The following is a 26,709-nucleotide window of genomic DNA, read 5'->3' as shown; positions in this document are numbered from 1 at the left end:
GTGCGAGCGCTCCCGGGTTGGAGACCGAGGAGTGTCACGCGCCCTCAACCTAGAGCCAGATCAGCGCTTAAGTCAACAAGCGCTTAGGCGCTGAAGCTAAGTTTGCTGGTACAGGCAGCTTGCAGTCACAAGTCGGGCGTGATCTCATGTTCGGTGGAGACCGAGGAGTACACATGCCTGCACCGAAATGGGAGAGACTTGCGGACCACATCCGCCAGCAGATCAAGTCCGGCGAGCTGAAGCCCGGCGACAAGCTGCCCTCGACGGCGCAGCTCAAAGCCGAGCACCATGTCTCTGACTCCGTGATCCGCTACGCCATGCACGCCTTGCGCGCCGAAGGACTTGTCGAGAGCACCCAGGGACTCGGCGTCTTCGTGGCCGAACCCAAGTAGGCCGGTGGGCACCGAGGTGCGGGCAAGGACGCTCCGGGCTGCAAGCCTCCTCTATCCTCCATCACAGGCGGCGATTGACCGAACACATGGATGCGATCGCATCCATGTGGTGGTCCACGCCAGCCGCCACAGATCGGGGAGGGCCACCTGATGCGCGACCAGCCGCTCGAAGCGACGCTGACCATCACCGCTGCCGCCCGTGAGCTCGTAGACGTCCTCCGTTAGCCGGGAGGTGACGGGATGAACGTCGACGAGGTGAAGCGCACGATCCGCGAGGGTAACCAGGCAGCCAACGAAGCCAAGGCCACTTTGGATCGGGTACGCGCCGGGGCCGCCGCCGCGGAACAGCTCGCCCGAGTCACCATCCACGACAGCCAGGACAAAGATGCCCAGGCTGGGCTGAAGATCCTTGAAGGTCTTGGCCGTGAGGTCGACCTGACGGAACGCCGTATCGATGCAGCTGTCGATCACGCGAACGCCTACCTCGCGGCCATCGGATGACAGAGCCGATGCGTGAGGTGGTGGCTCAGCTCCTGGCTGTCCGCGACCGCCTCGCGGCAACAGCAGTCACCGCGATGAGAGCCAAGGCCGATGCGGAGCAAGCCTACGAGCACTACGCCGAAGCAGCCACGGGCAGTGACCATCCACAGATCAAGGAAGCGCTCACCGATATTCGGACGGCTGCCGAGAAGGCGGCCAGAACCGCCCGGCTGCTGACCCAGGCACGAGCACGCTTCACCACCTACCTCAACAGGATCGCCCCCGGGTCGGCATCGGAGTCGGACGTCTCGGAGGCCGAGATGCCGTCAGGCGAGCAGCTACTCCGTGAGGCCGAACAGCGAGGAGACAGCGAGCGCACCATCGGCGCGTTCCTAAGAAGGACGAGCCGCAACATAGAAAACATTCAGGACACCGGCAAGACCGCTACCGAGGTGGCACAGAACACCATTAAGATCATCAAGGACATCGTCAAGCCCCCCGGTACACAGGCGGCCAGCACGACGGCACGCACGCCCAGCCAGCCATCGGTGTTCGAAAGAATTGACGCGCCGGAGGCGGTGGGGAACTTCCTCGTCCTGGGCCTAATCACAGGCGTCACCATCCAGAAAACCGGTCAACTAGCACGCAGAGGCATAGAGAGGTTCCGGTCACGTGGAAACAAGGAAAGCAACCAGCGACCTCATCCGGGCGATAGCGAAGAGTGATTGGGACTACGCAGATCGCGTGCTGGAGCGGCTGGATCAATCCGGATGGGGTGAGGGGTCCCAGGTTATCAGCGCAGCATTCGCGCTCGCCGTCGACAAACGGTTCCGCGGCAAGAGCCTCCAGGACATCGCCCGATTCGTCGCTGACACTCGCGCACGCTACCAGGACGGTACGGAGCTTCCCGCGCTTGCCATGGAAGGAATGATCCGCGCCGTCCTCGGAGAGACACACCTGGTTGACGACATCGCACCCGATACCGCCTTCTCTGCACAAATCGCGATTCTCGGCACACTGCTCCACGACGAGGACATGACCGACTCGCAGCTTGACCAGTTCATCCAACAGGCCGAGAAGACCGCAGCAGAGTATATGTAAGTTAAAGCCCAACCTAATACTCGAGACGAGGATTAGGATCACAGCCGGTTAAGGCTTCGCTAATCGACAGCGCAACGCACAGCTCAAGACCTTTGCGGACGCTCGGCAAGTCGCCGGCTGAACTCCGCGTGCGCTTGGCGGTACTCATTTTCCCGGTCCACCTTATAGAACGGCGCCGTATACCCCTCGGGCACCGGATTCCGCTCGGGATTATCCAGGTACGCCATCAGCTGCTGATAATGTTGCTTCGTTTGACCGTGGCCAAAAGTGTACGGGTCAGCCGCGATCTTCCGGCCGGATGCATCAAACCACATCTCCTCCTCTCGCTCCGTCAGAATGGGGTATCGCGCACGAAGAATCGCGAGCAGTTCCTCGATCCCGATCCCAAGCCAGACGGCAACCAGTGCGTCAATTTCGACTAACGCGGCTCGTCGAGCAAACTCCGTCCGAAGCGGCGTCGCGCGCGTCCACGTCGGTCCAACGTTTCCTAACGGTTCAATCTGAGGCCATGCCACTACCCATTGCTCATTAACCCATGCTCGCTCATACAACCTCGACCAGAGGGATGAAAATAGATCAGTCAAACAGTTGAGCCGCAATGTACGATGCAGCAGCGCAGACGCTAGTGGATGGTTTTGCTCGGCCGCCGGAAGCATTGCAACATCCGCATGCCGAAGGTCAGCGCGCCCAACTATCCGCAACAGATAATCCAGTGGCAGCGAGGCCCAGAACCCCGCCTGAAGGGCCGTCAGAAGATCACTGTTCATCGAAAGTGAATGAACGGCGTCCACATGCGCCGGACCAGGAGGGATCAGGGCAGCAAAAAGCGAACGCTCGATATCGAATGCTATCATTCGACGCCACGCCAAGCGATAGTATTCGGTGTATCGGCGGCCACCCCACAGGTCCTGAGAGTTCCGATTAGCAGACTCGGATTGACTAAGCACATAATTCGTTCTGGGCAGATGGTTCCATGGCAAGCTGGATAGGTCGAGGAGATCCCAGTCGCTCCTCGTCCGACATGGGACACGGGGCTGCTTCGCGAACGGCGTAGCGACACCAAGGTGCGGGCCTTGAATGATGAGTTCGTTAGGGTTCCGAGGAACCATTTGCCGCCACCGTATGACCCCATCTTTCTTTGCGTTTGCTTCGTCGTATCCCCTGCTTATTCGTGGTTGGTCAGCCCCAAGTCGACGGCGGACCATCGCAAGTGCCGAGATGGCACGCTCCTCCTCGACGGTTATCGGCTGAAGTAGCGGAGTCTGTTCGACCGGAAGCTCGTGCTCCTCACCACGTAACCGCCGCCATGAGGCTAAGGTCTTTTCATCCACCTCTACGACTCGCGAGCGGTGCGGCCGATTGTCCCATGCCCCGCGATGGCGCTGCCCAGGCACTTGCCCTTCGCCCTGGTGTCGCAGCGATTCCGGCAGAACCGACGCGGCGTAAAGGCGGCTCAAATGACTGAATCCTATTGACCCCGGCTCGCCGTAAATGTGCAGGCCAAATTCGGTGCTGCGAGTGGCGTCCGCGAAGGCCCAGTTGGCTGCGTTGATGAAGCCTGCATGGACACGAAGCCGACTATATGCCGCAGCCCGCAGGACCCCTTCCTTCGTACCGGCGAAATGGGTATCGGGGTGCAGCAAGCCCGCGATACCATTAGGGGCAATGTGACACCAGACCTGGCACATCATTGCCCGGTAAAGGTTCGGTTGCGTCCCTGCAAGCAGCGGATAGCTGGCGACATGTCCGAGTACAGCAACCATGCCAGAGTTTATTGCCAGTTCACCAAGAAAGTCAGACCGAGCTTCCGGCGATTGCTCGGTGAGGACTTTTTTCCGCGCGTTCCAAATCTCGACCGGAACTTTCTCAGCTAACCGAAACCAAGGATCGTGTTCAGCGAGTACGCCGCCCTCGTCCCAGCGCGGCCGTACCCAGGGTGGGTTGCCGACCTGGAGGTCGAAGCCGCCCCTGGCGAACGCCTGGGCGAAGGTCAGCTCCCAGTGGAAGAAGCCCTGCTCCTCGGCGATCCGGATCGCGGTGTGCAGCCAGGGGAAGCGTTCTTCGAGCCGGAGCGGGCTCTCCATGCCCATCAGGCCCTCCAGCCTCCCCTCGTACTCGCTCAGCTCGGCGAGCGTGGTGAGCTGGGAGACGAGCGAGTCGGTCGGGAGGTCGGCCCGGCCCAACAGGGCCTCGGCGAAGGTCAGCCAGTCGTCCAGGTTCGCCAGCGGCACCGGCCGGCGAAGCTGCTCGGCGAAGCTCACCCTCCGGGTCCGGGTCGGCTTGGCCGGCATCGTCAACTGGACCGGCTCGACCGCCCCGAACAGGTCCTGCTTCTGGTAGGACACCGGCGCGTCGTACGCCGGCACCTCACGGACGTGCGTGACCTCCACCGGATCGGCCGGGTAGACGTCGGCGGAGCCGTCGAGCAGGCCGGCGGCGTCCAGCGGCCAGAACCACAGCGCGCACCAGACGTCCATGACGGTCTTCAACCGCCAGTACGGCGTGCCGGTCGCCGTCAGGTCGGCCAGGATCTTCTCCCTCGGCACCGCCCCGTCGGCCGGCGGCAGCGGCCGTTCCGGCTGCCAGACCGGGATGTCCCGGCGGATCTCCCGCTCCGAGATCTCCAGCCGTCGCTGGACCAGCTTCCACAGGAACTCGACCCGGCCGGCGAGCGCCTGCAACCGGGCCACCTGCGAGGGCTGCCTCCGGGTGGCCTTCGCCGACGGCGCGCGCTTGATCGCCGTACGCCACTTCTTGAGCTTCTCGGTCTCGGCCGGCGCCAGCTCGCGGGCCTCGCGCTCGGCGGCGACCGCGCCCCAGCCGTCGGCCGGAAGCAGGAAGTGGTGGACGGTGCCCGGCTCGATGTCGCCGTCCCGGAACGGCCGGTCCTCAGGAGCGGTGGTCAGCCACGACCGGTTGGTGAGCTGTTCCGGCCGGTAGAGCCGCCGCCCGGCGCCGATCAGCGAGTTGCCGCGCCTGAGGTGCAGACCGAACCACGGCGCCTGCAGCCCGGCGTGCATCACGTTCAGCCAGATCGACACCTCGGCCAGCTCGACCGCGGTCGGGTTCAGGTCGACGCCGTAGCAGTTGTGCAGCGCGATGTACGCCTTCACCCGCTGAAGTTCCAGGCGGTAGTCCTCGGGTTCGAGGTTGACACCCAGCTCCTTCTGCCGGCGGCGCAGATATTCGGCGGCGACCTGGTTGATCGCCTCGTTGAGGAAGGCGCCGGAACCGAGCGCCGGCTCGCAGATCGTCCAGTCCAGCAGGTCCCGGGCGCGCAGGCCCGCGCCGGCCTCCTCGATCCGGTACTTCAGCGCGAGCTGGACGGTGACCTCGGTCAGCGACTGCGGCGTGTAGTAGGAGGCGCTGGTCTGCCGGTCCCGGCCGGCGAGCCGGTAGACAAACTGCCCCGGCTCGTACGGCACCCGGCTGCGGTGCCCGGTGACCGGGTGCTCCTTGAGCACGAAGACGTCGTCGTCGTAGTCGTCGACCTTGGACTCGGGAATCATCCACGAGCCGTCCTTCGGGTCCCCGTGCTTCGCCACCTCGTAGAGCCGCTCGGTGGCGATGAACCCGGTGTAGGACATCAGCCCCTCGTAGACCGCGCCGAGCTGATTGATCCCCAGCTGCGCGTAGGAGATGAACCCGCCGCGCTTCCGCCGGCCGCCCTTGGTGATCATCAGGCGGCGCAGTACCTCGTGCAGGGTGGCGTTGCGCAACCGGGTGTCGATCTTCGGGCCGTCCGGGTCGTCCGGGTCGCTGCCCACCCGCGGGCCGATCAGTGTGATCGCCTCCGGCAGGAACAGGTCGGAGCGGAGCGGCTCGAAGCGCAGCCCCTCGCCCTCGCTGGTGGGCTCCCCCGGCTCCTCGCCGGCCCTCCGGGGCGGGTAGCCGTCGTTGACCATCCGGAACAGCAGGTCCAGCGACTCGTAGAGGTGGAAGCCGTCCTTCGCCGACGGCGGCAGTCGTCGGGCGACCAGATCGCCGAGCCGGGCCATGCTGTAACCCTGAAGGTACTCGGGATCCTTCGTCGGCAGCACCCCCAGCTCCGGCCGGGCCTCGGCATAGAGCAGGAAGAGGATCCGGTAGAGGTAGCGCAGGGCCTCCCGGCTCAGGTCGCGGGCCAGCTCGTCCAGGTCGGCGATTTCCTCGGGCCGGTAGCCGGCTTCGCGGATCCGGTCCAGCACCTCGTTGGCGATCAACTCGACCGAGGTACGCAGCCCCTCGCGCAGCTCGCTGTTGACCCCGACCGCGTGCTGGCGGGAGCCGGCGACCAGCTCGGTCAGCGGCTCGCTGCCGCCCTCGGCGGGCGGGCGCAGCGAGTCCGCCCCGAACAGCGCGGCCACCACGTCGTACTCGCGCTCGTCGTTGCGGCCGTACAGCGCGTCCAGGCTGACCGCCAGGTAGCGCCCCTCGCCCCACACGCTGCGGTCGGCGAGCGTGATCACCGCGCCGTTGAGGATGAGGACGTACCGGGGCGGGTCCTCGGCGGCGAAGAGCCAGGAGGCGAGCTTCGCCCCGGTCTCGATCCGCTCCCCGCCGGCCAGCTCGACGGGGGTGAGCAGCCGGCCGGCCTCGGTCGGGTCCTGGGCGGCGTCGGTGTCCACCGCCCAGCCGCAGTCGATGGCCACGATGCCGTGCCCGGTGCCGGTGCCCGGCTCGGCGTGCGCCACCGGGATCTGCTGCTCCTGCCCGGCCCGCTCGACCGTGATCATCCCCGGCGCCGGGTCGTGGAAGCCGAGCGCCTTCAGCAGCTCGCCGTGCAGCTTGCGCAGCCGCTCCGGGTCGAACAGCTCCCGGTCAGTCAGCTCGGTTTTGCGGTCGAAGTAGTCCCGGCGGAAGCCACGCAGGCCCGCCCGGGGAGTGAGCCGGCCGCCCCGCTCCTCCGCCGCCCAGCGTTTGGCCAGCCCATCCCGCACGGTGTTCGGCAGCACCTCGGCCAGGTAGTGCGGGGACAGGTACTCGCCCCGGTTGGTCAGCGACTCGACACTCATGCCCCGACCTCCGATCCGGCGCCGGCCGCCGTCGCGGGCAGCGACGCCTCGTCCACTGTCGACGGACTGGCCAACACGGCGAGCAGGCGCAACAGCGGGTCACCGACGGTCTCCAACCGGGTGACCAGGTCGGTCTGCTCCCGTACGGTGCGGTTCACCCGCTGGCGGCGGCGCTCCCGCTGCGCGGCCGGCAGCTCGTCGAACAGGCTCGCCGCCTGCGCGAACCGCTCCAGCTTCCGCCGGTGCTCGCGCAGCGGAGCGGCGATTTCGGCGTCCCACTCGGCCCGCCGGGCCGCCAGGTCGGCCCGAGCCGCCTCGATCGCCGCCGGCACCAACGCCTTCAACCCGGCCAGCGGGATGGGCCGCCCCGGGTTGGCCAGCCCGGGACCGACCCCGGCCGCCGCCAACGCCGCCACCATCGGACCGACCCGAGGAGCCGACGGCAGCCCGGTCACCGCCATCCACTCCACCACCGTCGGCTGGCCGAGCCGGTTGCAGTAGACACCCTGCACCAGAAAGACCGGCTCGTCGACCTTCGCGGTCAACACCAACGCCTGCTGCCGGCCAAGCCGGCCCAGCACCTTGTCGACCAGCCACTCCACCATCGGGTGGACGTCGCTGACGAACGCGATCTCCGGCCACGTCGGCTTCTTCACGCGCCGGGCCTCGTCGAGCTTGCGCTGGGCGAGCCGCCGGTCGAAGGTCACCTTCAGCCGCAGTTCGTCGCCCTCGGCCTGGGCCCGCAGGTACGACCGGGGCAGGTCGGCGAGCCGGTGCACCAGATCCGCCGGGGCGAGAAACGACATCAGCTCGTCCTCGCGGCGCAGCCCGATCCGGTCCTCCGGCCGGTCGTCGTAGAGCTCGGCTAGGGCGGTGTCGACAAAGTCGCTGGTGGAGGCGAAGAGTCTCGGCACCTCCACCCGCTTCGGTTCGACACCGACCGGCGACTCCCCCACCCCGGCCATCAGGGCGGCGAGCTGATCAACCTCCTCATCGGCCCGGTAGACGTACGAGTCGTCCACCGACTTGCCGTCCAGCAGGTCGCGGACCAGCCGGTCCTCCTCCGCCTTGGCGTCGTAGATGCCGATCGCCGCCGAGACGCTGCCCAGGCTGCGGTGTGCCGCCTCCTCCCGAGCCAGCAGCTTCTCGGAGACGGTGCGGTCGTCCTTGGCGTTCGGCACCGTCGAGGTGAGGATCAGCGCCCGGAACTGCGGCTCGTGGCGCTGCCCGTACCGGTCGATCCGGCCGTTGCGCTGCTCGATCCGGATCAGACTCCACGGGATGTCGTAGTGGATGAGGTGGTGGCACTGCTGGTGCAGGTTGACCCCCTCCGAGGCGACGTCACCGGTGAAGAGCAGCCGGACGTCACTGCCGGCCAGCTCGAACTCCTGCAACACCTGCTGTTCCTCGGCGTCCGTCAGGCCGCCGTGCAGGACGCGTACCGCCGAGGGAGGCAGGCCGAGCCGAGGCGGCACCACCTCGGCCAGCCATGTCAACGTCTGCACCCGCTCCGAGAAGATCACCACCCGCACCGGGCTGCCCGGCCCGACACCGATCTCGTCCCGCAGTTCCCGGACCAGCCGGTCGAGCTTGCTCGACTCGTCGTCGGAGATCGCGGCGGTCAGCTCCGCGAGCCGGTCCAGCGCCGCCCGCTCCCGCCCGGTCGCGTTCTTCGCCCGCGCCGCCACGGTCGCCGCGAGCGCCCGGTGCGAGGAGAGGAAGGACTTCAGCAGGGTGTACGGGAAGAGTCGATCCTGACCCCGGATCGGATGGTCACTCCACTTTCCTTCCAGCCACACCTCGGTCAGCTCGGCGAAGACCCGCTCCTCGGCGGCGCTGGCCGGGCAGTGCAGCGCGCGCGACGGTCCCCGGTCGGCCCAGCGGTTGCCGATCTGGTCCCGCACCTCGGGACTGATCTTCGTCCGCCGCAGGTAGAGGTGGGCGATGTCCTCGGGCGAGTAGTCGTCCGGGTCGACGATCGCGGTCGGGTCGAGCAGCGAGATCAACTCGGCGAACGACCGCCGGTCGCCGTTGTGCGGGGTGGCGCTGGCCAGCAGCAGTGCGTCGCTGCGGGCGGCCAGCCGGCGGGCCAGCTCGTTGCGCTGTGTCCCGCGATTGATGACGTTGTGCGACTCGTCGATCACCACCACGTCCCACTCGATCGCGTCGAGATGGTGCCCGAACTGGCCGGCATCCTTGAGCGTGTCGATCGAGATGATCGCCCGCCTGAAGTAGGTGAACGGGTTCCGCCCGGCCGGAATCTCCTGCTGGATACGCTGGATGCCGGTCGAGTCGAGCCGCACCAGCGGGATCGCGAACCGAGTCCACAGTTCACGCTGGAACTGCTCCAGCACCTGCTGCGGCGAGACCACCAGAATCCGGTCACCTCGACCCCGGCGGATCAGCTCGGCCAGGATCAGCCCGATCTCCAGCGTCTTCCCGAGCCCGACCACGTCGGCGAGCAGAATCCGGGGCCGCAGCCCAGCCAGGGCCAGCTCCGCCGGCCGAAGCTGGTAGGTGAGCGGATCCAGCAGGAACCGGTCCGCCAACGCCAGCCCTCGCTCCGACTGCGGCAACGGGGTACGCCGCAGCACCGCCTCCAGGAACAGCCGGCTCCGCCGGAACCGGGGAGAGGTGTCCTGGACCAGGTCGGTCTCCTCCGGCCGCATCGTCTGGATGGTGTCCAGCTCGGTGAAGAACGTCGCCTCGACGTCCTGGACGAACTCGGAGACCCCGACGGCCTTGATCATCACCCCGCCACGGACCGGCTTCGCCGAACGGACCAGCCACTCCTCGTCCCGGACCACGATGCGCGACCCGGGCGGAAACTGGGTCCCGGATGGTCCCTCGGGGTCTCTCGGCCCGGTCGGGCCATCGGTGACAGCCGTCGCATCGGCGGTGGGGAGGGGCGGAGGCGTCATGCGGGAGCGTCCTTCGCGACGAGGGGTTCTTCGGTTGTCGTGCGGGTACGGCGGAGGCCTTCCGTGAAGGCAGACGGACGGCGGCCGGTGGGCGTCAGAGGGTCGCGCGGCGGGCGTACTGCTGGCGCAGCCGGTCGATCAGCCAGTCGACGTCCGGTCGAGCCCGGCCCGGCGGCTCACGGTCCGGCTCCGTCGGCCGTCGATCGTCACCGGCCTGTCCGTCAGCAGCGTGCCCGTCATGGGCGTGCCCGTCCGATCGCGGAACCGACTCGGACCGCTCCGAGGCCGGCGCCGACACATCCTCGTCGGTGCTGCCGCCTCCGCCCCGAACGGTCTCCTCCGGGTCCCGGAGCGGATCATCCAGCTCCGCCGGCACCACCAGCTCGGCGGTGCTGTCAAAGGTCAGATCCGTCATCCGCCGCCGCACCTCGGCGACCGGAGTGCCGTCGGCCGTGGCGATCGCCAGCAGCCGCTCTCGGACGGCCGACAAACCGGGCCGGGCCGACGCGTCATGGGCGAGCATCGCGCCGAGCATCGGCGCCATCTCGGCCGGCACCGCCGACAGCTCTGGCAGGACGGCCGGGTCGGCGATCTGAAGCAGCAGCGCGTGCAGACTCTTCGCCCTCGGGTAGAGCTTCTGCCCGGTCAACGCGAACACCAGGGTCGCGCCGAGCCCGTAGACGTCAGAGGCGCGACCGATCTCTTCCTCGCCCCGAACCCGTTCCGGCGCCAGGTAGTCGGGAGTACCGACCACCTGACCCGGATCCGTCAGGTAGCTGTCCCGTCCGGCCAGCACCGCCAGGCCGAAGTCGATCAGCACCGGCCCGTCCCGGCCCAGGATGATGTTGCTGGGCTTCAGATCACGATGCAGCAGGCCAGCCTGGTGTACCCGGTCCAGACCGTCGACGAGCATCGCCCCGACCATCGCGACCACGTCCGGTGGCAGCGGACCGCGTCGCTCGACGTACTGGGCCAGGGTCAGGCCGGGGACGTACTCCACCGCCAGCCAGGCGGGCTCGCCGAACGGATCGGCGCCCTCGAACCGGGCCACCCGGGTGCCAAAGACAAGCCGCAGGTTCTCCACCTCGGCCGCGAACCGCTGCCGGACCGTCGGGTTGCCGAGCAGGTGAGGCCGAATGACCTTGACCGCCACCCGGTCCGCGGTCGGTGACACTCCGAAGTAGACCTCGCCCATCCCGCCGTGGCCCAGTCGGCTGACGAGCTGGTAGTCGCCAAGCCTCCGCACCATGGGCAGCGTCATCACCCACCGAACCGCCTCCCCACCGACGACCCTCAGTACATTACCGCCATCACATCGACGGCGGAGTCTGCCGGCTCCGCGAAAGGGCCGGAGTTGGCCGGGCCGAACGGGGCCGAGGCACCGCCGAATCGGATCGTCCAGGTGGGACAATCGCCTCCTGCCAGTACCGCAACGCCGATGGACGGATCCAGCCGACCTCGCGTAGCCAGAAGCTGGCCGCCCCGCACCGGGCGTACCAGGACATCCGGTCTTCCTCGGGTCGCGGGCCGACAAGCCGCTCGCGAAGCGAGAGCAATGTGCGCAGGGAGTGCTGGATGGCGAGTTTTTCCTGTCTTTTCGGGGGCAGCCGTAGCATCCAGTCGAGTTCTTTGCCGTCACACGTCTCGCAGTCGCACGACCACACGGCGACCTCCGGGTGTTTCCGCCTCGTCCTTCCCACCTCGCCCAGCCGCTTGTATGCCAGACACCGCGGCACGACAACGGACGGCTTCGGCGGATTCCGGGGTCCCGACCAGGGCGCCGACGGCACGGGGGTGAGATGCCGCAGCGTGGCGCGGGTGCCGACCGCCGCCGCGACCGCTCCGCAACAGAGGGCGCCCAGCGCGGAGACGTCGCTGCGGAGCAGCACCACCGGAACCCCGCAGTCGAGCAGGCCGAGCAGGCCGTCGACGGCACCTCGCGCGTCGAACGGGTCGGCCCGGTGTTCGAGTACGGGCGCGACCGGCACGCCGTACGCCCGCACCTGCCGCAGCAGTTGCCACCGCCCTCTCGGAGTGGTGAGCCAGTCGAGGTGCAGGGGCAGCGTGGCGATGGCGTCGCCCAGGCGCGCGGTCTGATCCAGGATCGTGATCAGCCCGCTCTCATCCCCGGATGCCAGGTATCCCGAGTCGGTGAGCACCGGCAGGCCCAGTTCCCGCTGTCGAGAAATCCAGTCCTGGTCGAACGGCGCCGTCGCGGGAAGCCGTCGGGTGCCGCTGTACCGGTTGGCGTCCAACAGAAGCGGGCGCTCGTAACCGGCTCCTTCCACGAGATGGCGAGCCAACCGGTAGACGTCGTCCAGGCCGCCCTGTCGGGCGGTGATGACGAGGCCCGTTCCGGGACGGTCGGCGATTGTCCGGACCGCCTCGACATCGTCCGTCCAGCACTGCGACAACAGCGTGCGGTCGAATCGGTCGGCCGTCTCGGCCGAGGAAGCACTCCACTGGGTCCGGTCGGGCGCCACATCGCCCCCCCATTGACATCTGTCAGTTATTAGAGGGTAACTCAACGCGACCGACAGGAAAACGGCTACGCTGACCATCGCCCCGTCCGGTGGGGCGTTCCCGCCATCGGCGCTCGCGACCGGGCAATTTCGATCATCTAGGGTGAGCCCTCGTGGGGATGCCTGGACACCGCCTCGCGATCGACTTCGGCACCTCCAGCACGGTCGCGGTTCTCGCCGACCCCGACGGTCGTGCCCGGCCGCTGCTGTTCGACGGCTCTCCCCTGTTGGCGTCCAACGTGTTCGCCCGGCCGGGCGGCGACGAGCTGCTGACCGGCGCCGACGCGGAACGTGCCGCGCTCGGCTACCCGGCCGGCCTGGAGGTCAACCCGAAGCGCCGGATCGACGAACGCGTGCTGTGGCTCGGGGATCGCGAGTGCGACATCGTCGACGTCGTCTCGGCGGTGCTGGGCAGGGTCGCCGCCGAGGCGTCCCGGGTCGCCGGAGCACCACCGGCCAGCACGGTGCTGACCCATCCCGCGAGCTGGGGACGTACCCGGCTGAACGTGCTGGCCGCGGCGGCCGAGCGGGCGCGGTTGCGCGGCTGCACGTACGTCCCGGAGCCGGTCGCCGCCGCGGCGTACTTCGCCCACGTTCTCGGCCACGACCTTCCGGTGGACCGCTACCTGCTCGTCTACGACCTGGGCGCGGGTACGTGCGACGTCAGCGTGGTACGCCGTACCGCGACCGGGTTCGACGTGGTCGCCAGCTCCGGGCTGGACGATGTGGGTGGCCTGGATCTCGACGCCGTCGTCGTGGCGCATGCCCGGTCGCTGACCGGCGACGCCGCCGATGCCTGGGGGCGGTTGGACTGGCCGCAGAGCCCCGCCGACCACCAGGCCCGCCACCTGTTGTGGCGCACGGCCCGCGCGGCCAAGGAGCAACTGTCCCGGCACACCACCGCCGACCTGCACATCCCGCTCGTGGACACGATGATCCACCTGACCCGGGAGGAGTTCGAGCAGGCCGCCCGCCCCCACCTGACCCGCACCGCCGACCTGGCCGTCAGGGTCGTACGCGACGCGCGGGTCGCGCCGGAGCGGCTCGCGGGGGTGTTTCTCGTCGGCGGGTCATCCCGGGTACCGCTGGCCGCCGCCCTGCTGCATCGCGCGCTGCGGATCGCGCCCACCGCCCTCGACCACCCCGAGATCGTGGTCGCCGAGGGCGCGCTGCACGTCGGAGCGGCACCACAGCCGCCGACCCAACCGGCACCCGTACCCGTATCGCCAGCACACGTGCCGGCCCCACCAGCCCCGACATCCGGACCGGCAGCGCACACACCAGCCCCACCGGCGCTGGCCCCTGGGCCGGCACCGTACGCCGGGATCGGACCCACCTCACCGGCCGGCGCCCTCGGTGTCGGGGCCGCGCCGGGCAGCACCGGCCCGGCCGTGCCCCCCGCGGCTCGCATTTCCACCGGTCGGCCGCCACACCGGTTCTGGCGCTGGCTCATCGGCACGGTGGTGGCGGCGGCCACCACGGCGATCGTGGTGATCGCGGCGCTCACGGTGCCACCGTTGTTCCGGTCCGACAGCAATGTCCTGACCGGACACACCGACGACATCTACGACATGGCGTTCTCGCCGGACGGCACGACGCTCGCCACGGGCAGCGCGGACGAGACCGTCCGGGTGTGGGACGTGCGCGATGACCGCCACCCGAGCAAGGTGCTCAATCATCCGTACCTGGTCAACGCCGTGGCCTTCGCCCCGGACGGGACCCTGGCCACGGGCTGTGACGACCACATCGTACGGCTGTGGGACGTGCAGAGCGGCGATCTCGTCGACACGATCGAGACCAGCCACGACGAGGGCATCGATGACCTGGCGATCTCCCCGGACGGCAGCATCCTGGCCACCGCGGGCCAGGACGGCACGGTGGGGCTGTGGGAGCTTGTCGAGCCAATGCGGCAGCTCGCCACGATCCCACACTCGACGCAGGTGTACGAGGTCACGTTCTCCCCGGACGGCACGCTGCTGGCCTCGCGGACGGACGACGGCCTCGTCCAGCTGTGGAACCTCGCCGAGCTGGTCGAGAACGAGCGCGCGAGAAAGGAAGCCGAGGAGGCCGGTGAGGAGTGGTCCGGCGACGAGGTCACCCCCCTACGCCTCGAGCACGAGTCCGAGGTGTACGGCGTCGCCTTCTCGCCGCACGGCGAGGTCCTGGTCACCATCGACGAGCACGGCACCGGCCGGCTGTGGGAGGTCGCCACCGGCGCGCTGCGGGAGGACAACGCCCTGTCGCACAGCGCACCGGCCGGCGCGCTGGCCTTCTCCCCCGACAGCACACTGCTGGCGACCGGCGGCTGGGACGACACGGTGATGCTGTGGGACGTGACCCCACCGGACTACCGGGCCGACCAGGTCGGCGACGCGCTGTTCGGGCACACCAGCATTGTCTACACGGTGGCGTTCAGCCCCGACGGGAAGCTCCTCGCCAGTGCCGGCCAGGACCACACCGTCCGGTTGTGGGACGTCGCCGCCGCCCGGAACTCCTGAGGCCGCCGCCGCCCGGAACTCCTGAGTCCGCCGTCGCCCGGAACTCCTGAGTCCGCCGAACGTCACACCGGGCAGCCGCCGGGGCCGGGCACGGCCGTCTTCACACGGGCCGCCGCGCCGGCCGCGCCCGGGCCGGCCCAGCGGGGATCACTGCGGCGTCACCAGGTCGTTGACGCAGCGCAGCACCGGTCGGGTGGTCAGCGCGGACGGATCCAGCGCCCGCCCCGACCGTACGGTGAACGTGGTCGACTCCCCCGGCAGCAGCGTCACCAGCGCCTCGTCGACCTCCGCCGCCGGGTCGAGCCGGTCCGGGGCGAGCACCAGGTCGCGCAGCAGCGTCCGGGCGGTCACCCGGACCCGTACCCCGTCGGGAGCCGGCTCGACCGTGGCGTCGTACTCGGCCGGTGGGTAGGCCAGGTCGCGATCCTCGGCGAAGAACCAGAACGCCCGGGCTCCGGCGCTGCCGGGATCGGCGAGCAGCAGCTCGGCGCGCGGCTCGTCGGGGACGGCGACGTCGGCCGGCAGCGGCCAGGTCACCGAGGAGTACGCCGGCACGTCCAGCGCGATCGAGGTCTTGGCGCGCGGCTCGCCGGCCAGGGTCAGCCGGGTCACCTCGACCCGCCCGGTCCACGGCTCACCGCCGTCGTTGACCGCGACCAGCGCCGGCCGCCCGTCGCGGGGCTGGACGGTGAGCAGCCGGTCCGCGTACGCCCGGCGCAGCGCGTACCAGAGGGGTTTGCGTCGCCCGTCGCCGTCGACCGCCGCCCAGGAGGTGACCGGCCAGCAGTCGTTGAGCTGCCAGACCACGCTGCCCATGCAGTACGGCCGCAGCGACCGGAAGTGCTCGATGCCGACGGTGACCGCCCGCGCCTGGTTGACCTGGGTGAGGTAGTGCCAGTCGTCGAAGTCGCGCGGCTCGGGCAGGTGTGCCGCGAGCCCCCGGGCCAGCTTCAGGGTGCCGTCCACGGCCTTCTGTCGGTGCGCCAGCGCGGCCGAGTCCGCCGCCAGTTCCCCGCGCCGGATCGCCCGGCGCAGCGTCGCGTACGTCGCCGGGCCCTGGTAGCCGAACTCCGCGACGAACCGGGGCCGGTGGTCCCGGTAGTGCAGGTAGTCGCGCTGGTTCCAGACGTCCCAGATGTGCATGCTGCCGTGCGCCGGGTCGTTCGGGTGCCGCTCGTGACTGCCGGACCACGGGCTGCCCGGCCAGTACGGCCGGGTCGGGTCGTGCTCGGCGACGATCTCGGGCAGCAGGTCGAAGTAGTAGCCGGCACCCCAGCTCCGCCCGGCGAGCTGCTCCGGCCAGCCCCAGTCGTGGAATCCCCAGATGTTCTCGTTGTTGCCGAACCAGAGGACCAGACTCGGGTGGCTGGCCAGCCGGACCACCTGCTCCGCCGCCTCGGCCCGGACCTCCGACCGGAACGGCTCGTCCTCGGGGTACGCGGCGCAGGCGAAGAGGAAGTCCTGGGCGACCAGCAGGCCGTACTCGTCGGCGAGGTCGTAGAAGTCCTCCGACTCGTACCGGCCGCCGCCCCAGACCCGAAGGAAGGTGACGTTAGCGTCGCGGGCCTGGCCGAGCCGCTCCGCGTAGCGCCGCCGGGTGACCCGGGTCGGGAAGCAGTCGTCCGGGATCCAGTTGACCCCGCGTACGAAGATCGGCAGGTCGTTGACGACGAGGGTGAACGGGGTGCCGTGCGCGTCGGGGGTGGTGTCCAGCCGTACCGAGCGGAAGCCGATCCGCCGCCGCCAGGCGTCCAGCTCCGCCCCGCCGGCGTGCAGGGTCACCTCCAGCGGGTAGCGCGGCTGGGCGCCGTACCCCCGGGGCCACCACAGCTCGGGGTCGGGGACGGTGAGGGTCAGGTCGACGCTGTGCTGGTCGGGCGGGAGCACGGCCTCGACGGTCTCCCCGGCCACCGAGGCCCGGACGGTGACCGGTTCGGGCACGGGGTGGCCGACGCCGCCGCCGACGGCGGCTCCGGTGGCGGCGCGCTCGACCGCGACGCGGACCTCGACCCGGCCCTCCCGGTCGGCCACCGTGACCAGCGGGCGGACCTCGGCCAGCCGCGCGACCCGCCAGGTCCGCAGCCCGATCTCCTGCCAGATCCCGGCGGTGACCAGCGACGGACCCCAGTCCCAGCCGAAGTTGCAGGCCATCTTGCGGATGAAGTTGAACGGCTCCGGGTACGCGTTCGGCCGGGGTCCGAGCCGGTCCCGCCACCGCTCGGCGTAGCGGAGCGGGGAGTCGAACCGGATCTGCAGCCGGTTGTCGCCGACCCGCAGCAGCGGCCGGATCTCGAAGTGGTAGCTCCGGTGCATGTTGGCGGTCCGGCCGACCTCCACGCCGTTCAGGGTGATCGTCGTAACGGTGTCGAGGCCGGCGCAGACCAGCTCCACCCGGGCGTCGTCGTCGGGGTCGCCGGCCCAGGAGAAGGTGGTCTCGTAGCACCAGTCGGTCCGGCCGATCCAGCCCAGGGCGGACTCGTACTCGTCGAGGTACGGGTCCGGGATCAGCCCGGCGGCGAGCAGGTCGGTGTGGACGCATCCCGGCACCGTGGCGGGGACCCGGGCCGTGGCGACCGCCTCCGGGACCTCCGGGTTCGGCACCGCGGTCAGGAACCAACCATCGTGCAGCCTCTGCCAGGACGTCACGGGCACCTCAACTCACTCGGGTCGTCGCTCGCGCGGGTCGTCGCCGGGTGGCGAGTCGTCGCCGACGGAGACACGGCCGCCAAAATCGAAGGCTATCAACTGAACCGGATAAGTACCGTCACCGTACGGGCGGCCCCGCGCCGTGTCAACGGGCCGGGGACCCACCGGAGGGACGGCGACCCGCTCCGACCACGGCGATTACGCCAGGCCCTCCACCGCGCTCACCGAGCCGACCCCCTCCGCCGGCAGACGATTCCCCGAGACCGTCCGGGCCGGGATCCATCGCCCCACGGCTATGCTTAACCGGAAAAGCTCGTGTGCCGGCGCCCCGGTCGCCCGCCGGCGGGTCGCCGGGGGTGGCTGTCGGTCGACCGGGGCGGCACCGGGCAGACTAGGAGGTGCCCCGAACGGCCCCGCCCCGACCGGGCCGACAAGACAAGGAGCGCCGGGTGAAGCGGCCAACCATCGCCGACGTGGCCCGCCGGGCCGGAGTGTCCAAGGGCGCCGTCTCGTACGCGCTGAACGGCCAGCCGGGGGTCTCCGAGGCCACCCGGCAACGCATCCTCGCCATCGCGCGGGAGATCGGCTTCAACCCCAACAGCGCGGCCCGGGCGCTCTCCGGCGCCACCGCCAACGCCGTCGGGCTCGCGCTCTGCCGCCCGGCCCGCATCCTCGGCATCGAGCCCTTCTACATGGAACTGATCAGCGGTGTCGAGACGGAGCTCTCCGCCCGGTCGTACGCGCTGACGCTCCAGGTGGTGGAGAGTCCGGAGGCGGAGATCGCCGTCTACCGGCGCTGGTGGGGGGAACGGCGGGTCGACGGGGTCTTCGTCTGCGACCTGCGGATCGACGACCGCCGGGTTCCGGTGCTGGAGGAGCTGCGCCTGCCGGCGGTGGTGATCGGCGGGCCCGGCCACGGTGGCGGCCTCGCCCACGTCTGGTCCGACGACGCGGCGGCGCTCACCGAGGCGGTCGAGTATCTCGTCGCGCTCGGACACCGCCGGATCGCCCGGGTCGGCGGGCTGCCCGGCCTGCTGCACACCGAGATCCGCACCGAGGCGTTCCGCACCGTCTGCGGTCGCCTCGGTCTCGACCGGTCCGTCACCGTCTCCGCCGACTACAGCGGCGAGGAGGGGGCCCGGGCCACCCGGCGGCTGCTCAGCTCCGCCGACCGGCCGACCGCGATCGTCTACGACAACGACGTGATGGCGATCGCCGGGCTCGCGGTCGCCCAGGAGATGGGGCTGGGTGTGCCGAGCGACGTCTCGATCGTCGCCTGGGACGACTCGGCGCTCTGCCAGCTCGTGCACCCGGCGCTGACCGCACTCAGCCGGGACATCCCGGCGTACGGGGCGCACGCCGCGCAGCGGCTGCTCGCCGCCATCGCCGGCAACCCGCTCGGCGACTACCAGGACGAGACGGCGCACCTGATCCCGCGCGGCAGCACGGCACCCCCCGCCGCCCGGTGAGCACGCCACCCGGTGACCACGGCGGTCGGCGCCGCGCCGTCGCCCGCGGGTCCCGGGCGAGCCACGGCGACCGCGTCAGCCTGTTTCGGCGACCGACCCACGGCCGGATTCGGGGACACCGTCCGCATTGACCAGGGCCAGGGCGGGCGTCGCGTACGGCGGGCGGCCGGGCAACCGATAGCATCGGCCCGCAGGCCTGACCAGCCAGGAGGACGACGCCGTGCACGTACCACCCATTCCGAGCCTGACCGCCGCCGACCCGGAGCTGGCGGCGTTGATCGAGGGCGAGGCGAAGCGGCAGCACGACAAGCTGCGCATGATCGCCTCGGAGAACTACGTCTCCACGGCGGTGCTGGAGGCCAGCGGCACCGTGCTGACCAACAAGTACTCGGAGGGCTACCCGGGGCGCCGCTACTACGAGGGTCAGCAGTACGTCGACCCGATCGAGATCCTCGCCGTCAACCGGGCGAAGGCGCTCTTCGGCGTCGACCACGCCAACGTGCAGCCGTACTCGGGGTCGCCGGCCAACCTCGCGGTCTACCTGGCGTTCCTCTCCCCCGGCGACACGGTGATGGGGATGGCTCTGCCGATGGGCGGCCACCTCACCCACGGCTGGTCCGTCTCGGCCACCGGCAAGTGGTTCAGGCCGGTCCGCTACCAGGTCTCCCGGGAGACCGGCCGGATCGACCTCGACGAGGTCCGTGACCTGGCCCGCCGGGAACGGCCAAAGGTGATCTTCTGCGGCGGCACCGCCGTACCCCGGACCATCGACTTCGCCGGCTTCGCCGAGATCGCCCGCGAGGTCGGCGCGATCCTGGTGGCGGACATCGCGCACATCGCCGGCCTGGTCGCCGGTGGCGCCCACCCCTCCCCGGTCGGGTACGCGGACGTGATCACCACCACCACCCACAAGACCCTGCGCGGCCCGCGCGGCGCGATGATCATGGCGACCGCCGAGCACGCCGCCGCGATCGACAAGGCCGTCTTCCCCGGCCTCCAGGGCGGCCCGCACAACCACACCACCGCCGGCATCGCCGTCGCGCTGCGGGAGGCGGCCACCGAGGACTTCCGCCGGTACGCCCACCAGGTCGTCGCCAACGCCCGCGCCCTCGCCGCCGAGCTGGTCGAGCGGGGCTTCACCCTCACCTCCGGCGGCACCGACAACCACCTGATCCTGGCCGACCTCACCAACAAGGGCATCGGCGGCAAGCCCGCCGCCCAGGCACTCGACCGGGCCGGCATCGAGCTGAACTACAACACCGTGCCGTACGACCCGCGCAAGCCGTTCGACCCGTCCGGGATCCGGCTCGGCACCGCCGCGCTGACCACCCGGGGCCTGACCGAGAAGCAGATGCCGCAGGTGGCGGCCTGGATCGACGAGGCGGTCACCGCGGCGACCAAGGACGACGGCGCCACGCTGGACCGGATCGCCGGCGAGGTCAGCGACCTGCTCGCCGGATACCCGATGCCCGGGTACGCCGCCGCCTGACCGCCGTGCCGGCGCCGGGTCCACCGCCCGGCGCCGGATCCGGTCTCGACCGCCACCCGGTCACCGCGAGGTGCTCGGGAACTCCTCCAGAAACGCCTCCACCCGCTCGGCCGGGGCGGGCCGGGACAACGCGTACCCCTGACCGAGCCGGCAGCCGGCCGCGCGGGCCTGGGCAACCTGGGTCGGCGACTCCAGCCCCTCGGCGATGATCTCCAGGTCGAACCGTCGGCCCAGACTCACCACCACGTCGATGAACGGCTTGCGCTCCCCGTCCCGGCTGGGACGGTCGAGCACCAGCCTCCGGTCGACCTTCAGGAAGTCCACCGGCAGCCGGCGGAGCTGCGCCAACGACGACGGGCCGGTGCCGAAGTCGTCCAGGGCGATCCGGACCCCCACCGCCCGCAGTTCGGCGAGCCGGGTCACCACCGTCGGGATCTGGACGCTGCCCCGCGGCTCCGCGATCTCCAGGACCAACCGCTCCGGCGGCACCCGGTGCGCGGCCAGTGCCTCGGTGACCCACCGGACGAAGTCCGGCGCCGCCAGTTCCCGGCACGAGATGTTGACCGCCATCCAGAGCGGTCGGGGCCGGGGCGACCAGGCGACAATCTGCCGGCAGGCGGTGTCCAGCACCCAGCGCCCCAGCTCCTCGACCAGCCTCAGGTCCTCGGCGACCGGCAACAGCTCGGCCGGCAGCACCGTGCCCAGGGTCGGACTCCGCCAGCGCAGCAGCGCCTCCATCCCCACCGGCTGTTCGTCGTCGAGGTCCAGCACCGGCTGGTAGACCAGGTCCAGTTCACCGCGCTGCGCCGCGCCCGGCAGTTCCCGTTCGAGGTCCAGGCGCCGAACGAACTGCTCCTCGAGCTGGTCGTCGTACCACTCGACCCGGTTGCGCCCGAGCTGCCGGGCCCGCGCCCGGGCCAGGTCCGCCCGCCGCAGCACGTCGTCCACGCTGTCGCCGCCGCTCAGGTCGGCCAGGCCGATGCTGGCCCCGAGGTGCACCAGCGCGCCCGGCATCTGGTACGGCTCGGTCAGCACGGTCAGCAGCCGGGTGCCCATCGCGTACGCCAGCACCGGACGGTCCACCGTCAGCACGGCGAACTCGTCGCCGCCGAGCCGGGCCACCACGTCGTCACCGCCGACCGCGGCCTTGAGCCGCCGCCCCACCTCGGTCAGGACGGCGTCGCCGAACTGCCGGCCGCGGGCATCGTTGATCGCGGACATGCCGTGGAGGTCGATCACCAACAGCGCGCCGGGGTGCGCCGGCACCGTCCGCTGGGTGAGGATGGCCCGCATCAGCTCGCGCCGGTTGGCCAGCCCGGTCAACTGGTCGGTGAAGGTCAGCTCGTGCAGGGTCCGCTCCAGCCGGTTCCGCTCGCTGACGTCCCGGACGTGGACGACCAGCGCGGCGACCTCCGGCACCCCCCGCTGGTCGCTGATCGTGGACTCGGTGTCGCGCCACACGCCGTGCCCGTCCCGCAGCCGGGCGGTGACCAGCGCCGGACGGCTCGCCGGTGCCTCCGTGCCGGCGATCACCGCGGTCAGCACCGCGGTGACCTCCGCCGCGTCGTCCGGGTGCATCAGGTCCGGAAAGGCCCGGCCCACGACCTCCGCGTCGGCGAGCCCGAAGAGTCGGGCCGCCGCCGGGGACTGCCAACGGATCAGCAGATCCTCGCCGACGATCAGCGTCAGGTCGTTGGCGCCGGAGACCAGCGACCGGAAGTGGGCCTCCTGGTCCGCCAGACGGCGGGCGTAGCGCCGGATGTCGAGCATGATGAGCACCTCGCGGACCACCAGGGTCGGGATGACCGCGAGCCCGAGCAGGATCGAGGTGCGGTCGAAGGTGCCGACGGTGACCAGGTGGTACAGCGCCGAGATGGTGGCCAGGAGCGCCGGGATCGTCAGTACCGGGTAGGCGCTGAGCTTGGCGTGCGGCTCGGCCAGGGCCGGCGTCGACCGGGCGACGGGGTTGGCCCGGCGGGCGCCGGCGGCGATCGTCGCCGGCCCGACGACCAGCGGGATCGCGGCCAGGGGAATCGCCTCGGCCGGAATGTGGTAGTCGGCCAGCACCGTCACCAGGGTGTGACCGAAGATCGCCGTGCCCGCGCCGAACCCACAGAGCGCCGCCGAACGGCGGTGGTCATACGCGCGCAGCGTGGTGATCGTGATGATCGGCAGGGTGACGATGGCGAGCGCGGTCGCGACGAAGGCCAGCGGTGGCATCCCGCCGGGCGGCGGGATCACCCAGGCGGAGAAGGTGAGACTGATGCCGAGGCTGAGCCCGTCGAAGCCGCGCCGCAGCCGGACCGCGACAGTGCCGGCGGCGCCGGGCAGCATGAGCATGCCGAGCAGGTAGAGGGCGAGGGCCGGCACCAGGCCGCCGAGCGCCACCGCGTTCCGGGACCCGGCCGGGCAGAGCGGCAGGACGACGGCGCCGATCCCGCTGGCCAGGATCCCGAAGCCGAGGAACCCGGCGCCCCGGCACGGGCCGAAGCCGCGCTGGGTGCGGTGCAGCCGGATCGCGAGTCGGACCAGCCGGCTCGCGGCCAGGGCGGCGACCAGCCCCACGGCCACGGCCACCGCCGGGTACGGCGGCAGGACGTCGAGGTGGCCGAGAACGAGAATCCCCGCTGCGAGCAGCGGGGCACCGATCTCGGTGAACCAGACGGCGAGCCAGCGGGCTCGGCCATCCACGGGTTGCGCCACGAGCATGGCGGACGCCTTCGCAGAGGGGCACGGGCAGGTGCGGGGCCGGCCGGGCGGGCGGCCAAACCATTCCTTTCAATCCCCAACGATCGGCCGGGGACATGGTTACGGACCGGTAGGGATCTCCCACCGGCTGAATCCGATCATCCCGCACCCGGGCCCGGGATGAGAAACCGCCGGCCCGGACCGGCCCCGGGGTGCCTGGGGACACCGCGGCGCGGCCCGGGAACCGGTGGTGCCGACCCCGGCGCCGCCGCGGGTCCCGGTCGGGTGCCGACCGCCGGAGGCCGCCGCCGGGGTGACCGGCCGGAATGCGAAAATCGCAGGGTGGGTACGACCAGCAGGCTTCGGTTCCGGCACAACCAGGCGATCGGGGTGGCCGCCGTCCTCGCGTTCCTCGGCGCGCTGCCGCTCGCCACGGCCCGCTGGTATCTCTCCCCGCTGCTGCTCGTTCCGGTCGCCGTCGGCGTCTGGGCCTGGCGGGCCGGCACCGACGCGGACCGGACCGGGGTGCGGGTCCGGGCCCTGCTCGGTCAGCGCACCATTCCCTGGTCGGAGATCGTCGAGCTGGGCGCCGACCCGCGGGGGCAGGCGATGGTCCGACTCCGGGACGGACGGACCGCCGTGCTACCGGCGGTCCACGCCACCGACCTGCCCGACCTGGTGGCGGCGAGCGGCCACCGGCTCGGCACGGACAGCGCCGAGAAGACACCCGAGCCGGGCGGTCAGTAGCCGTCGACCACCTCGTTGACCAGCGGCTCGCCCGCCACGAACCGGCGCAGTTGCGCACCGACGAGGCGGTACGCCCGCGGCAGCAGCCCCCGGACCGAACCGGCGACGTGCGGGGTGAGCAGCACGTTGGGGAGATCCCAGAGCGGATGGCCGGCCGGCAGCGGCTCCGGCTCGGTGACGTCCAGCGCCGCCGCGATCCGCCCGGTGGCGAGCTCGGCGACCAGCGCCTCGGTCTCCACCACCGGCCCCCGGGCGGCGTTGACCAGCAGGGCCCCGTCCGGCAGCGCGGCGAGGAATCGCGCGTCGACCAGGCCACGGGTCTGCGCGGTGAGCGGCACCAGCAGTACCACGACGTCGGCGGCCGGCAGCAGTCTCGGCAGGTCGGCGACGCCGTACACGCCCTCGGCGGGACGTGGCCTCCGGGCGACCATGGTCAGCTCGACCTCGAACGGCGCCAGCCGGGCGGCGGTGGCCGCCCCGATCGAACCGGCGCCGACGATCAGCACCCGCTTGCCGGCGAGTTCGTCGGTCGGGATGGTCCGGTCGCGCGCCCACTCCTGCGCGACCTGGGCGCGGGCGTACGTGGGAAAGGCCCGCAGGTGTGCCAGGATCGCCGCGACCACCCACTCGGCGGTCGAGGAGTCGTGCACCCCGCGCGCGTCGCAGAGGGTGACCTGGGCGGGCAGCCGACCGGCCCAGACGTCGGCCCCGGCGGAGAGAAGCTGCACCACCCGCAGGTCCGGCATCTTCGCCGCCAGCGGCACCGCCACCGCCTGGGAGAGGAACGGCGGGACCCAGAACCGCACCCCGTCCGGTTCGGAGGGCAGGTCGTCGGGCGCGGGGGCGATCTCCACGGTGACCCCGTCGGGAACCTCGCCGAGCAGTTCCCGGCCCTCCGGGTGCGGAATCCATACCTTCACGGTCGCCGACGATAGTCGCCGGCGCGTGCCGCGCCCGGCCCGGCCCACGCACCGCCCGCCGACCCGGTTCGGGGGCCACCTTCGGAGGGCCGGTATCCGGGCGTCCTCACCGGCGGGGCAGGTCGACCGGGCCGGCGGGGCGGTAGATGTCGTAGCCGGCCACGGAGGTCTCGGCCACCGGCACGCCGGTGCCGCGCAGGTGGTCGCGGACCGCCGCGCTCAGCGGCGATCCGGCGGGCAGGACGAAGGCCGGCCGCTCGGCGGCGGCGACCATCCTGGGGTACGCCGGGTAGCGGTCCCAGCCCGCCGCCAGGTCGTCCCCGATCACCCCGCAGACGATCCGTTCCCGGGTCAGGAAGATGATGGTGTTGCAGGTCCAGTACTCGGCGTAGAAGTGCCGGACGCCCAGGTCGTCGAGCGCGGCGATGAGTTCGCGCCGCTGCTCCGCCAGCCTCGCCTGCTCCGGGACGGCGCGGATCAGCGTCGCGGTCGCCAGCGCCATGGTGCCGGCGAGCGCGACCAGCGGCGCCACCGCCGCCCACCGGACCAGCCGGGCACGCCACCGCCCGGCCCCGGCCCGCTCCGCCGGGCCGGCCCCGGCGCGGGCGGCGGTGGCCACCGACCAGAGCGGCCAGAGCAGGGCGGGGGTCGAGATCAGCAGGCAGGAGAGGTAGCGGGCGCTCTCCACCGGGGTGTGGGCGGCGGCGCTGCTGACCGCGTACGCGGTCAGGGTCAGCCCCGCGGCGACGAGCAGCGCCAGCCGGCCGCCCTGGCGGATCCGCTCCGCGCGCCCGGTGGTGCGACGCAGCGCCCGTCCGGCCAGCAACGCGGCGACGACCAGCAACACCGGGTAGGCGGCTCCCCACCACTGCTGCCAGGGAGCGCACCGGCCCGGGTCGCAGAGCCCCGTCGCCATCGGGACCCCGAAGAGAACCCCGCCGGACAGCCGGTCCGCCCAGGGGGCCGGGGCGCCGCTGGTCAGGGTGGCGTAGACGGCGAGGGAACGGTGCTCGGGAGCGGCGGTGAGGTTGTGCGCCACGATCGGCACGAGGCCGACCAGCAGGCCGACACCGAGGGCGAGCCCCGACCGGCCCCGCAGGTCGCGGTGGCGCGCGGCGAGCAGCAGGAGACCGGCCGCCCCGACGTACGGCAGGACCAGCCAGTCGTCCCAGAGCGTGAGGCCGGCGACCAGCCCGAACCCGGCGTACGCCGGACCGGGCCGGCGGACGCTCCCGAGCCCGAGGTTGACCGCCAGCAGCATCAGCAGGGCGCCCGCCGGATTCATCTCCGGGTAGCCGCCGCCCGAGATGAGCTGGTCCTTCAGGATCCGGTCGGAGCCGAGGGCGAGCAGGCCGACGGTGAACGTCGCCAGCCACGGTGTGTAGAGCCGGCGGGTCAGCCGCCACATCAGCACCAGGAAGACCGCGTAGAGCAGCAGGTTGGGCAGGCGCAGCGCGAGGGTGGACGAGCCGACGAGCGCGAAGAGCGGCGCCGCGAGATACGACTCCAGCGCCCCCATGTAGTACTGGCCGTAGAAGAAGAGCGGAAACTCCCGGCCCTGCGCCACGTGTGCCGCCACCAGCCCGGTGACCGCCTCGTCGCTGTTGGTCGGCGGCACCTCGGCGAGCAGCGCCCCCAGCCGGTAGCCCACCCCGAGCACCCCGAGCGCGACGGCGACCTGTCCGGCGCCGGGCCGCCATCGGGTCGGCCCGGTCGAGGTGGCGGTCAGGTTCGGTGAGGTCGCGAGCGCCATGCCGGGGAGTCTCGCATGGCGGGATGAGGCGTCCGGTACCAACCGGCCCGGTTCCGATCGGTGTTGGTCGTCCGGACCTGCCGCCGGCA

16 protein-coding genes are annotated in these 26,709 nt (G+C 71.0%); 8 read left to right on the top strand and 8 right to left on the bottom strand.

From position 1 onward, the window contains the following. Nucleotides 1–173: 173 nt before the first annotated feature. From EF879_RS13510 to EF879_RS13495, 4 genes are all read left to right on the top strand, one after another. Nucleotides 174–392 (top strand): winged helix-turn-helix domain-containing protein, encoded by a 219-nt coding sequence (locus EF879_RS13510; RefSeq protein WP_123558278.1) that lies wholly within the window; start codon nucleotides 174–176, stop codon nucleotides 390–392. Between the two features lie 240 nt (nucleotides 393–632). Further along, nucleotides 633–893 carry a hypothetical protein gene (locus EF879_RS27000; protein WP_148086434.1) on the top strand — a complete coding sequence of 87 codons (261 nt, stop codon included), beginning with the start codon at nucleotides 633–635 and terminating at the stop codon, nucleotides 891–893. A gap of 8 nt (nucleotides 894–901) precedes the next feature. Continuing rightward, on the top strand, nucleotides 902–1,597 hold the full coding sequence (locus EF879_RS26995) for a hypothetical protein (RefSeq protein WP_148086433.1): 696 nt from the start codon (nucleotides 902–904) through the stop codon (nucleotides 1,595–1,597). Nucleotides 1,598–1,616: 19 nt separating this feature from the next. Then, nucleotides 1,617–1,973 carry a hypothetical protein gene (locus EF879_RS13495; protein ID WP_233604417.1) on the top strand — a complete coding sequence of 119 codons (357 nt, stop codon included), beginning with the start codon at nucleotides 1,617–1,619 and terminating at the stop codon, nucleotides 1,971–1,973. An 83-nt stretch (nucleotides 1,974–2,056) separates the two neighbouring features. Here the strand turns inward: EF879_RS13495 and EF879_RS13490 are convergent, their stop codons facing one another. From EF879_RS13490 to EF879_RS13475, 4 genes are all read right to left on the bottom strand, one after another. Next, complete coding sequence (locus EF879_RS13490) at nucleotides 2,057–6,967, bottom strand: class I SAM-dependent DNA methyltransferase (protein ID WP_123558270.1); 4,911 nt, start codon at nucleotides 6,965–6,967, stop codon at nucleotides 2,057–2,059. After that, on the bottom strand, nucleotides 6,964–9,774 hold the full coding sequence (locus EF879_RS13485) for a helicase-related protein (protein ID WP_233604416.1): 2,811 nt from the start codon (nucleotides 9,772–9,774) through the stop codon (nucleotides 6,964–6,966). The genes EF879_RS13490 and EF879_RS13485 overlap by 4 nt, the downstream gene beginning before the upstream one ends. Nucleotides 9,775–9,982: 208 nt before the next feature. Next, nucleotides 9,983–11,149, bottom strand: coding sequence for a serine/threonine-protein kinase (locus EF879_RS13480; protein ID WP_123558267.1), 1,167 nt, complete (start codon nucleotides 11,147–11,149; stop codon nucleotides 9,983–9,985). Between the two features lie 49 nt (nucleotides 11,150–11,198). Beyond that, nucleotides 11,199–12,371, bottom strand: a complete 1,173-nt coding sequence (locus EF879_RS13475; protein ID WP_123558266.1) for a hypothetical protein — start codon at nucleotides 12,369–12,371, stop codon at nucleotides 11,199–11,201. 158 nt (nucleotides 12,372–12,529) lie between these two features. On the opposite strand from EF879_RS13475, the gene EF879_RS28620 reads away from it, so the two are divergent. Beyond that, a complete protein-coding gene (locus EF879_RS28620; RefSeq protein ID WP_123558265.1) occupies nucleotides 12,530–14,908 on the top strand; it encodes an Hsp70 family protein in 2,379 nt (792 codons plus the stop codon). A gap of 147 nt (nucleotides 14,909–15,055) precedes the next feature. On the opposite strand, the gene EF879_RS13465 is transcribed toward EF879_RS28620, so the two are convergent. Next, the gene (locus EF879_RS13465) at nucleotides 15,056–17,554 is read right to left on the bottom strand and encodes a glycoside hydrolase family 2 protein (RefSeq protein WP_123558264.1); all 2,499 of its coding nucleotides are present in this window, start codon (nucleotides 17,552–17,554) and stop codon (nucleotides 15,056–15,058) included. Between the two features lie 449 nt (nucleotides 17,555–18,003). Here EF879_RS13465 and EF879_RS13460 point away from each other — a divergent pair, with 449 nt between their 5' ends. Both EF879_RS13460 and glyA read left to right on the top strand, forming a co-directional pair. Then, a complete protein-coding gene (locus EF879_RS13460; protein ID WP_123558263.1) occupies nucleotides 18,004–19,023 on the top strand; it encodes a LacI family DNA-binding transcriptional regulator in 1,020 nt (339 codons plus the stop codon). 220 nt (nucleotides 19,024–19,243) lie between these two features. Next, nucleotides 19,244–20,512 (top strand): serine hydroxymethyltransferase, encoded by a 1,269-nt coding sequence (gene glyA / locus EF879_RS13455; protein ID WP_123558262.1) that lies wholly within the window; start codon nucleotides 19,244–19,246, stop codon nucleotides 20,510–20,512. A gap of 60 nt (nucleotides 20,513–20,572) precedes the next feature. Here the strand turns inward: glyA and EF879_RS13450 are convergent, their stop codons facing one another. Then, nucleotides 20,573–23,221: a bifunctional diguanylate cyclase/phosphodiesterase gene (locus tag EF879_RS13450; protein ID WP_123558261.1), complete on the bottom strand. Its 2,649-nt coding sequence runs from the start codon at nucleotides 23,219–23,221 to the stop codon at nucleotides 20,573–20,575. A gap of 321 nt (nucleotides 23,222–23,542) precedes the next feature. Between EF879_RS13450 and EF879_RS13445 the strand changes: the two genes are divergently transcribed. Further along, nucleotides 23,543–23,947, top strand: a complete 405-nt coding sequence (locus tag EF879_RS13445) for a PH domain-containing protein (protein WP_123558260.1) — start codon at nucleotides 23,543–23,545, stop codon at nucleotides 23,945–23,947. On the opposite strand, the gene EF879_RS13440 is transcribed toward EF879_RS13445, so the two are convergent. Then, nucleotides 23,941–24,867 (bottom strand): 2-hydroxyacid dehydrogenase, encoded by a 927-nt coding sequence (locus EF879_RS13440; RefSeq protein ID WP_123558259.1) that lies wholly within the window; start codon nucleotides 24,865–24,867, stop codon nucleotides 23,941–23,943. The genes EF879_RS13445 and EF879_RS13440 overlap by 7 nt on opposite strands. Nucleotides 24,868–24,973: 106 nt before the next feature. After that, nucleotides 24,974–26,620, bottom strand: coding sequence for a hypothetical protein (locus EF879_RS13435; RefSeq protein WP_123558257.1), 1,647 nt, complete (start codon nucleotides 26,618–26,620; stop codon nucleotides 24,974–24,976). Nucleotides 26,621–26,709: the final 89 nt, after the last annotated feature.

Origin of the sequence: Micromonospora sp. HM5-17 (assembly GCF_003762835.1) — a bacterium.
Lineage (GTDB): Bacteria > Actinomycetota > Actinomycetes > Mycobacteriales > Micromonosporaceae > Plantactinospora.
Note: the sequence above shows the minus strand (reverse complement) of the source record. Positions and strands in the feature narration are given on the sequence as shown.

Excerpts from the sequence above, each read along its gene's own strand:
- EF879_RS13510 (WP_123558278.1), top strand. The coding sequence starts at position 174 with ATGCCTGCACCGAAATGGGAGAGACTTGCGGACCACATCCGCCAGCAG.
- EF879_RS27000 (WP_148086434.1), top strand. The coding sequence starts at position 633 with ATGAACGTCGACGAGGTGAAGCGCACGATCCGCGAGGGTAACCAGGCA.
- EF879_RS26995 (WP_148086433.1), top strand. The coding sequence starts at position 902 with ATGCGTGAGGTGGTGGCTCAGCTCCTGGCTGTCCGCGACCGCCTCGCG.
- EF879_RS13490 (WP_123558270.1), bottom strand. The coding sequence starts at position 6,967 with ATGAGTGTCGAGTCGCTGACCAACCGGGGCGAGTACCTGTCCCCGCAC.
- EF879_RS13480 (WP_123558267.1), bottom strand. The coding sequence starts at position 11,149 with ATGACGCTGCCCATGGTGCGGAGGCTTGGCGACTACCAGCTCGTCAGC.
- EF879_RS28620 (WP_123558265.1), top strand. The coding sequence starts at position 12,530 with ATGCCTGGACACCGCCTCGCGATCGACTTCGGCACCTCCAGCACGGTC.
- EF879_RS13450 (WP_123558261.1), bottom strand. The coding sequence starts at position 23,221 with ATGCTCGTGGCGCAACCCGTGGATGGCCGAGCCCGCTGGCTCGCCGTC.
- EF879_RS13435 (WP_123558257.1), bottom strand. The coding sequence starts at position 26,620 with ATGGCGCTCGCGACCTCACCGAACCTGACCGCCACCTCGACCGGGCCG.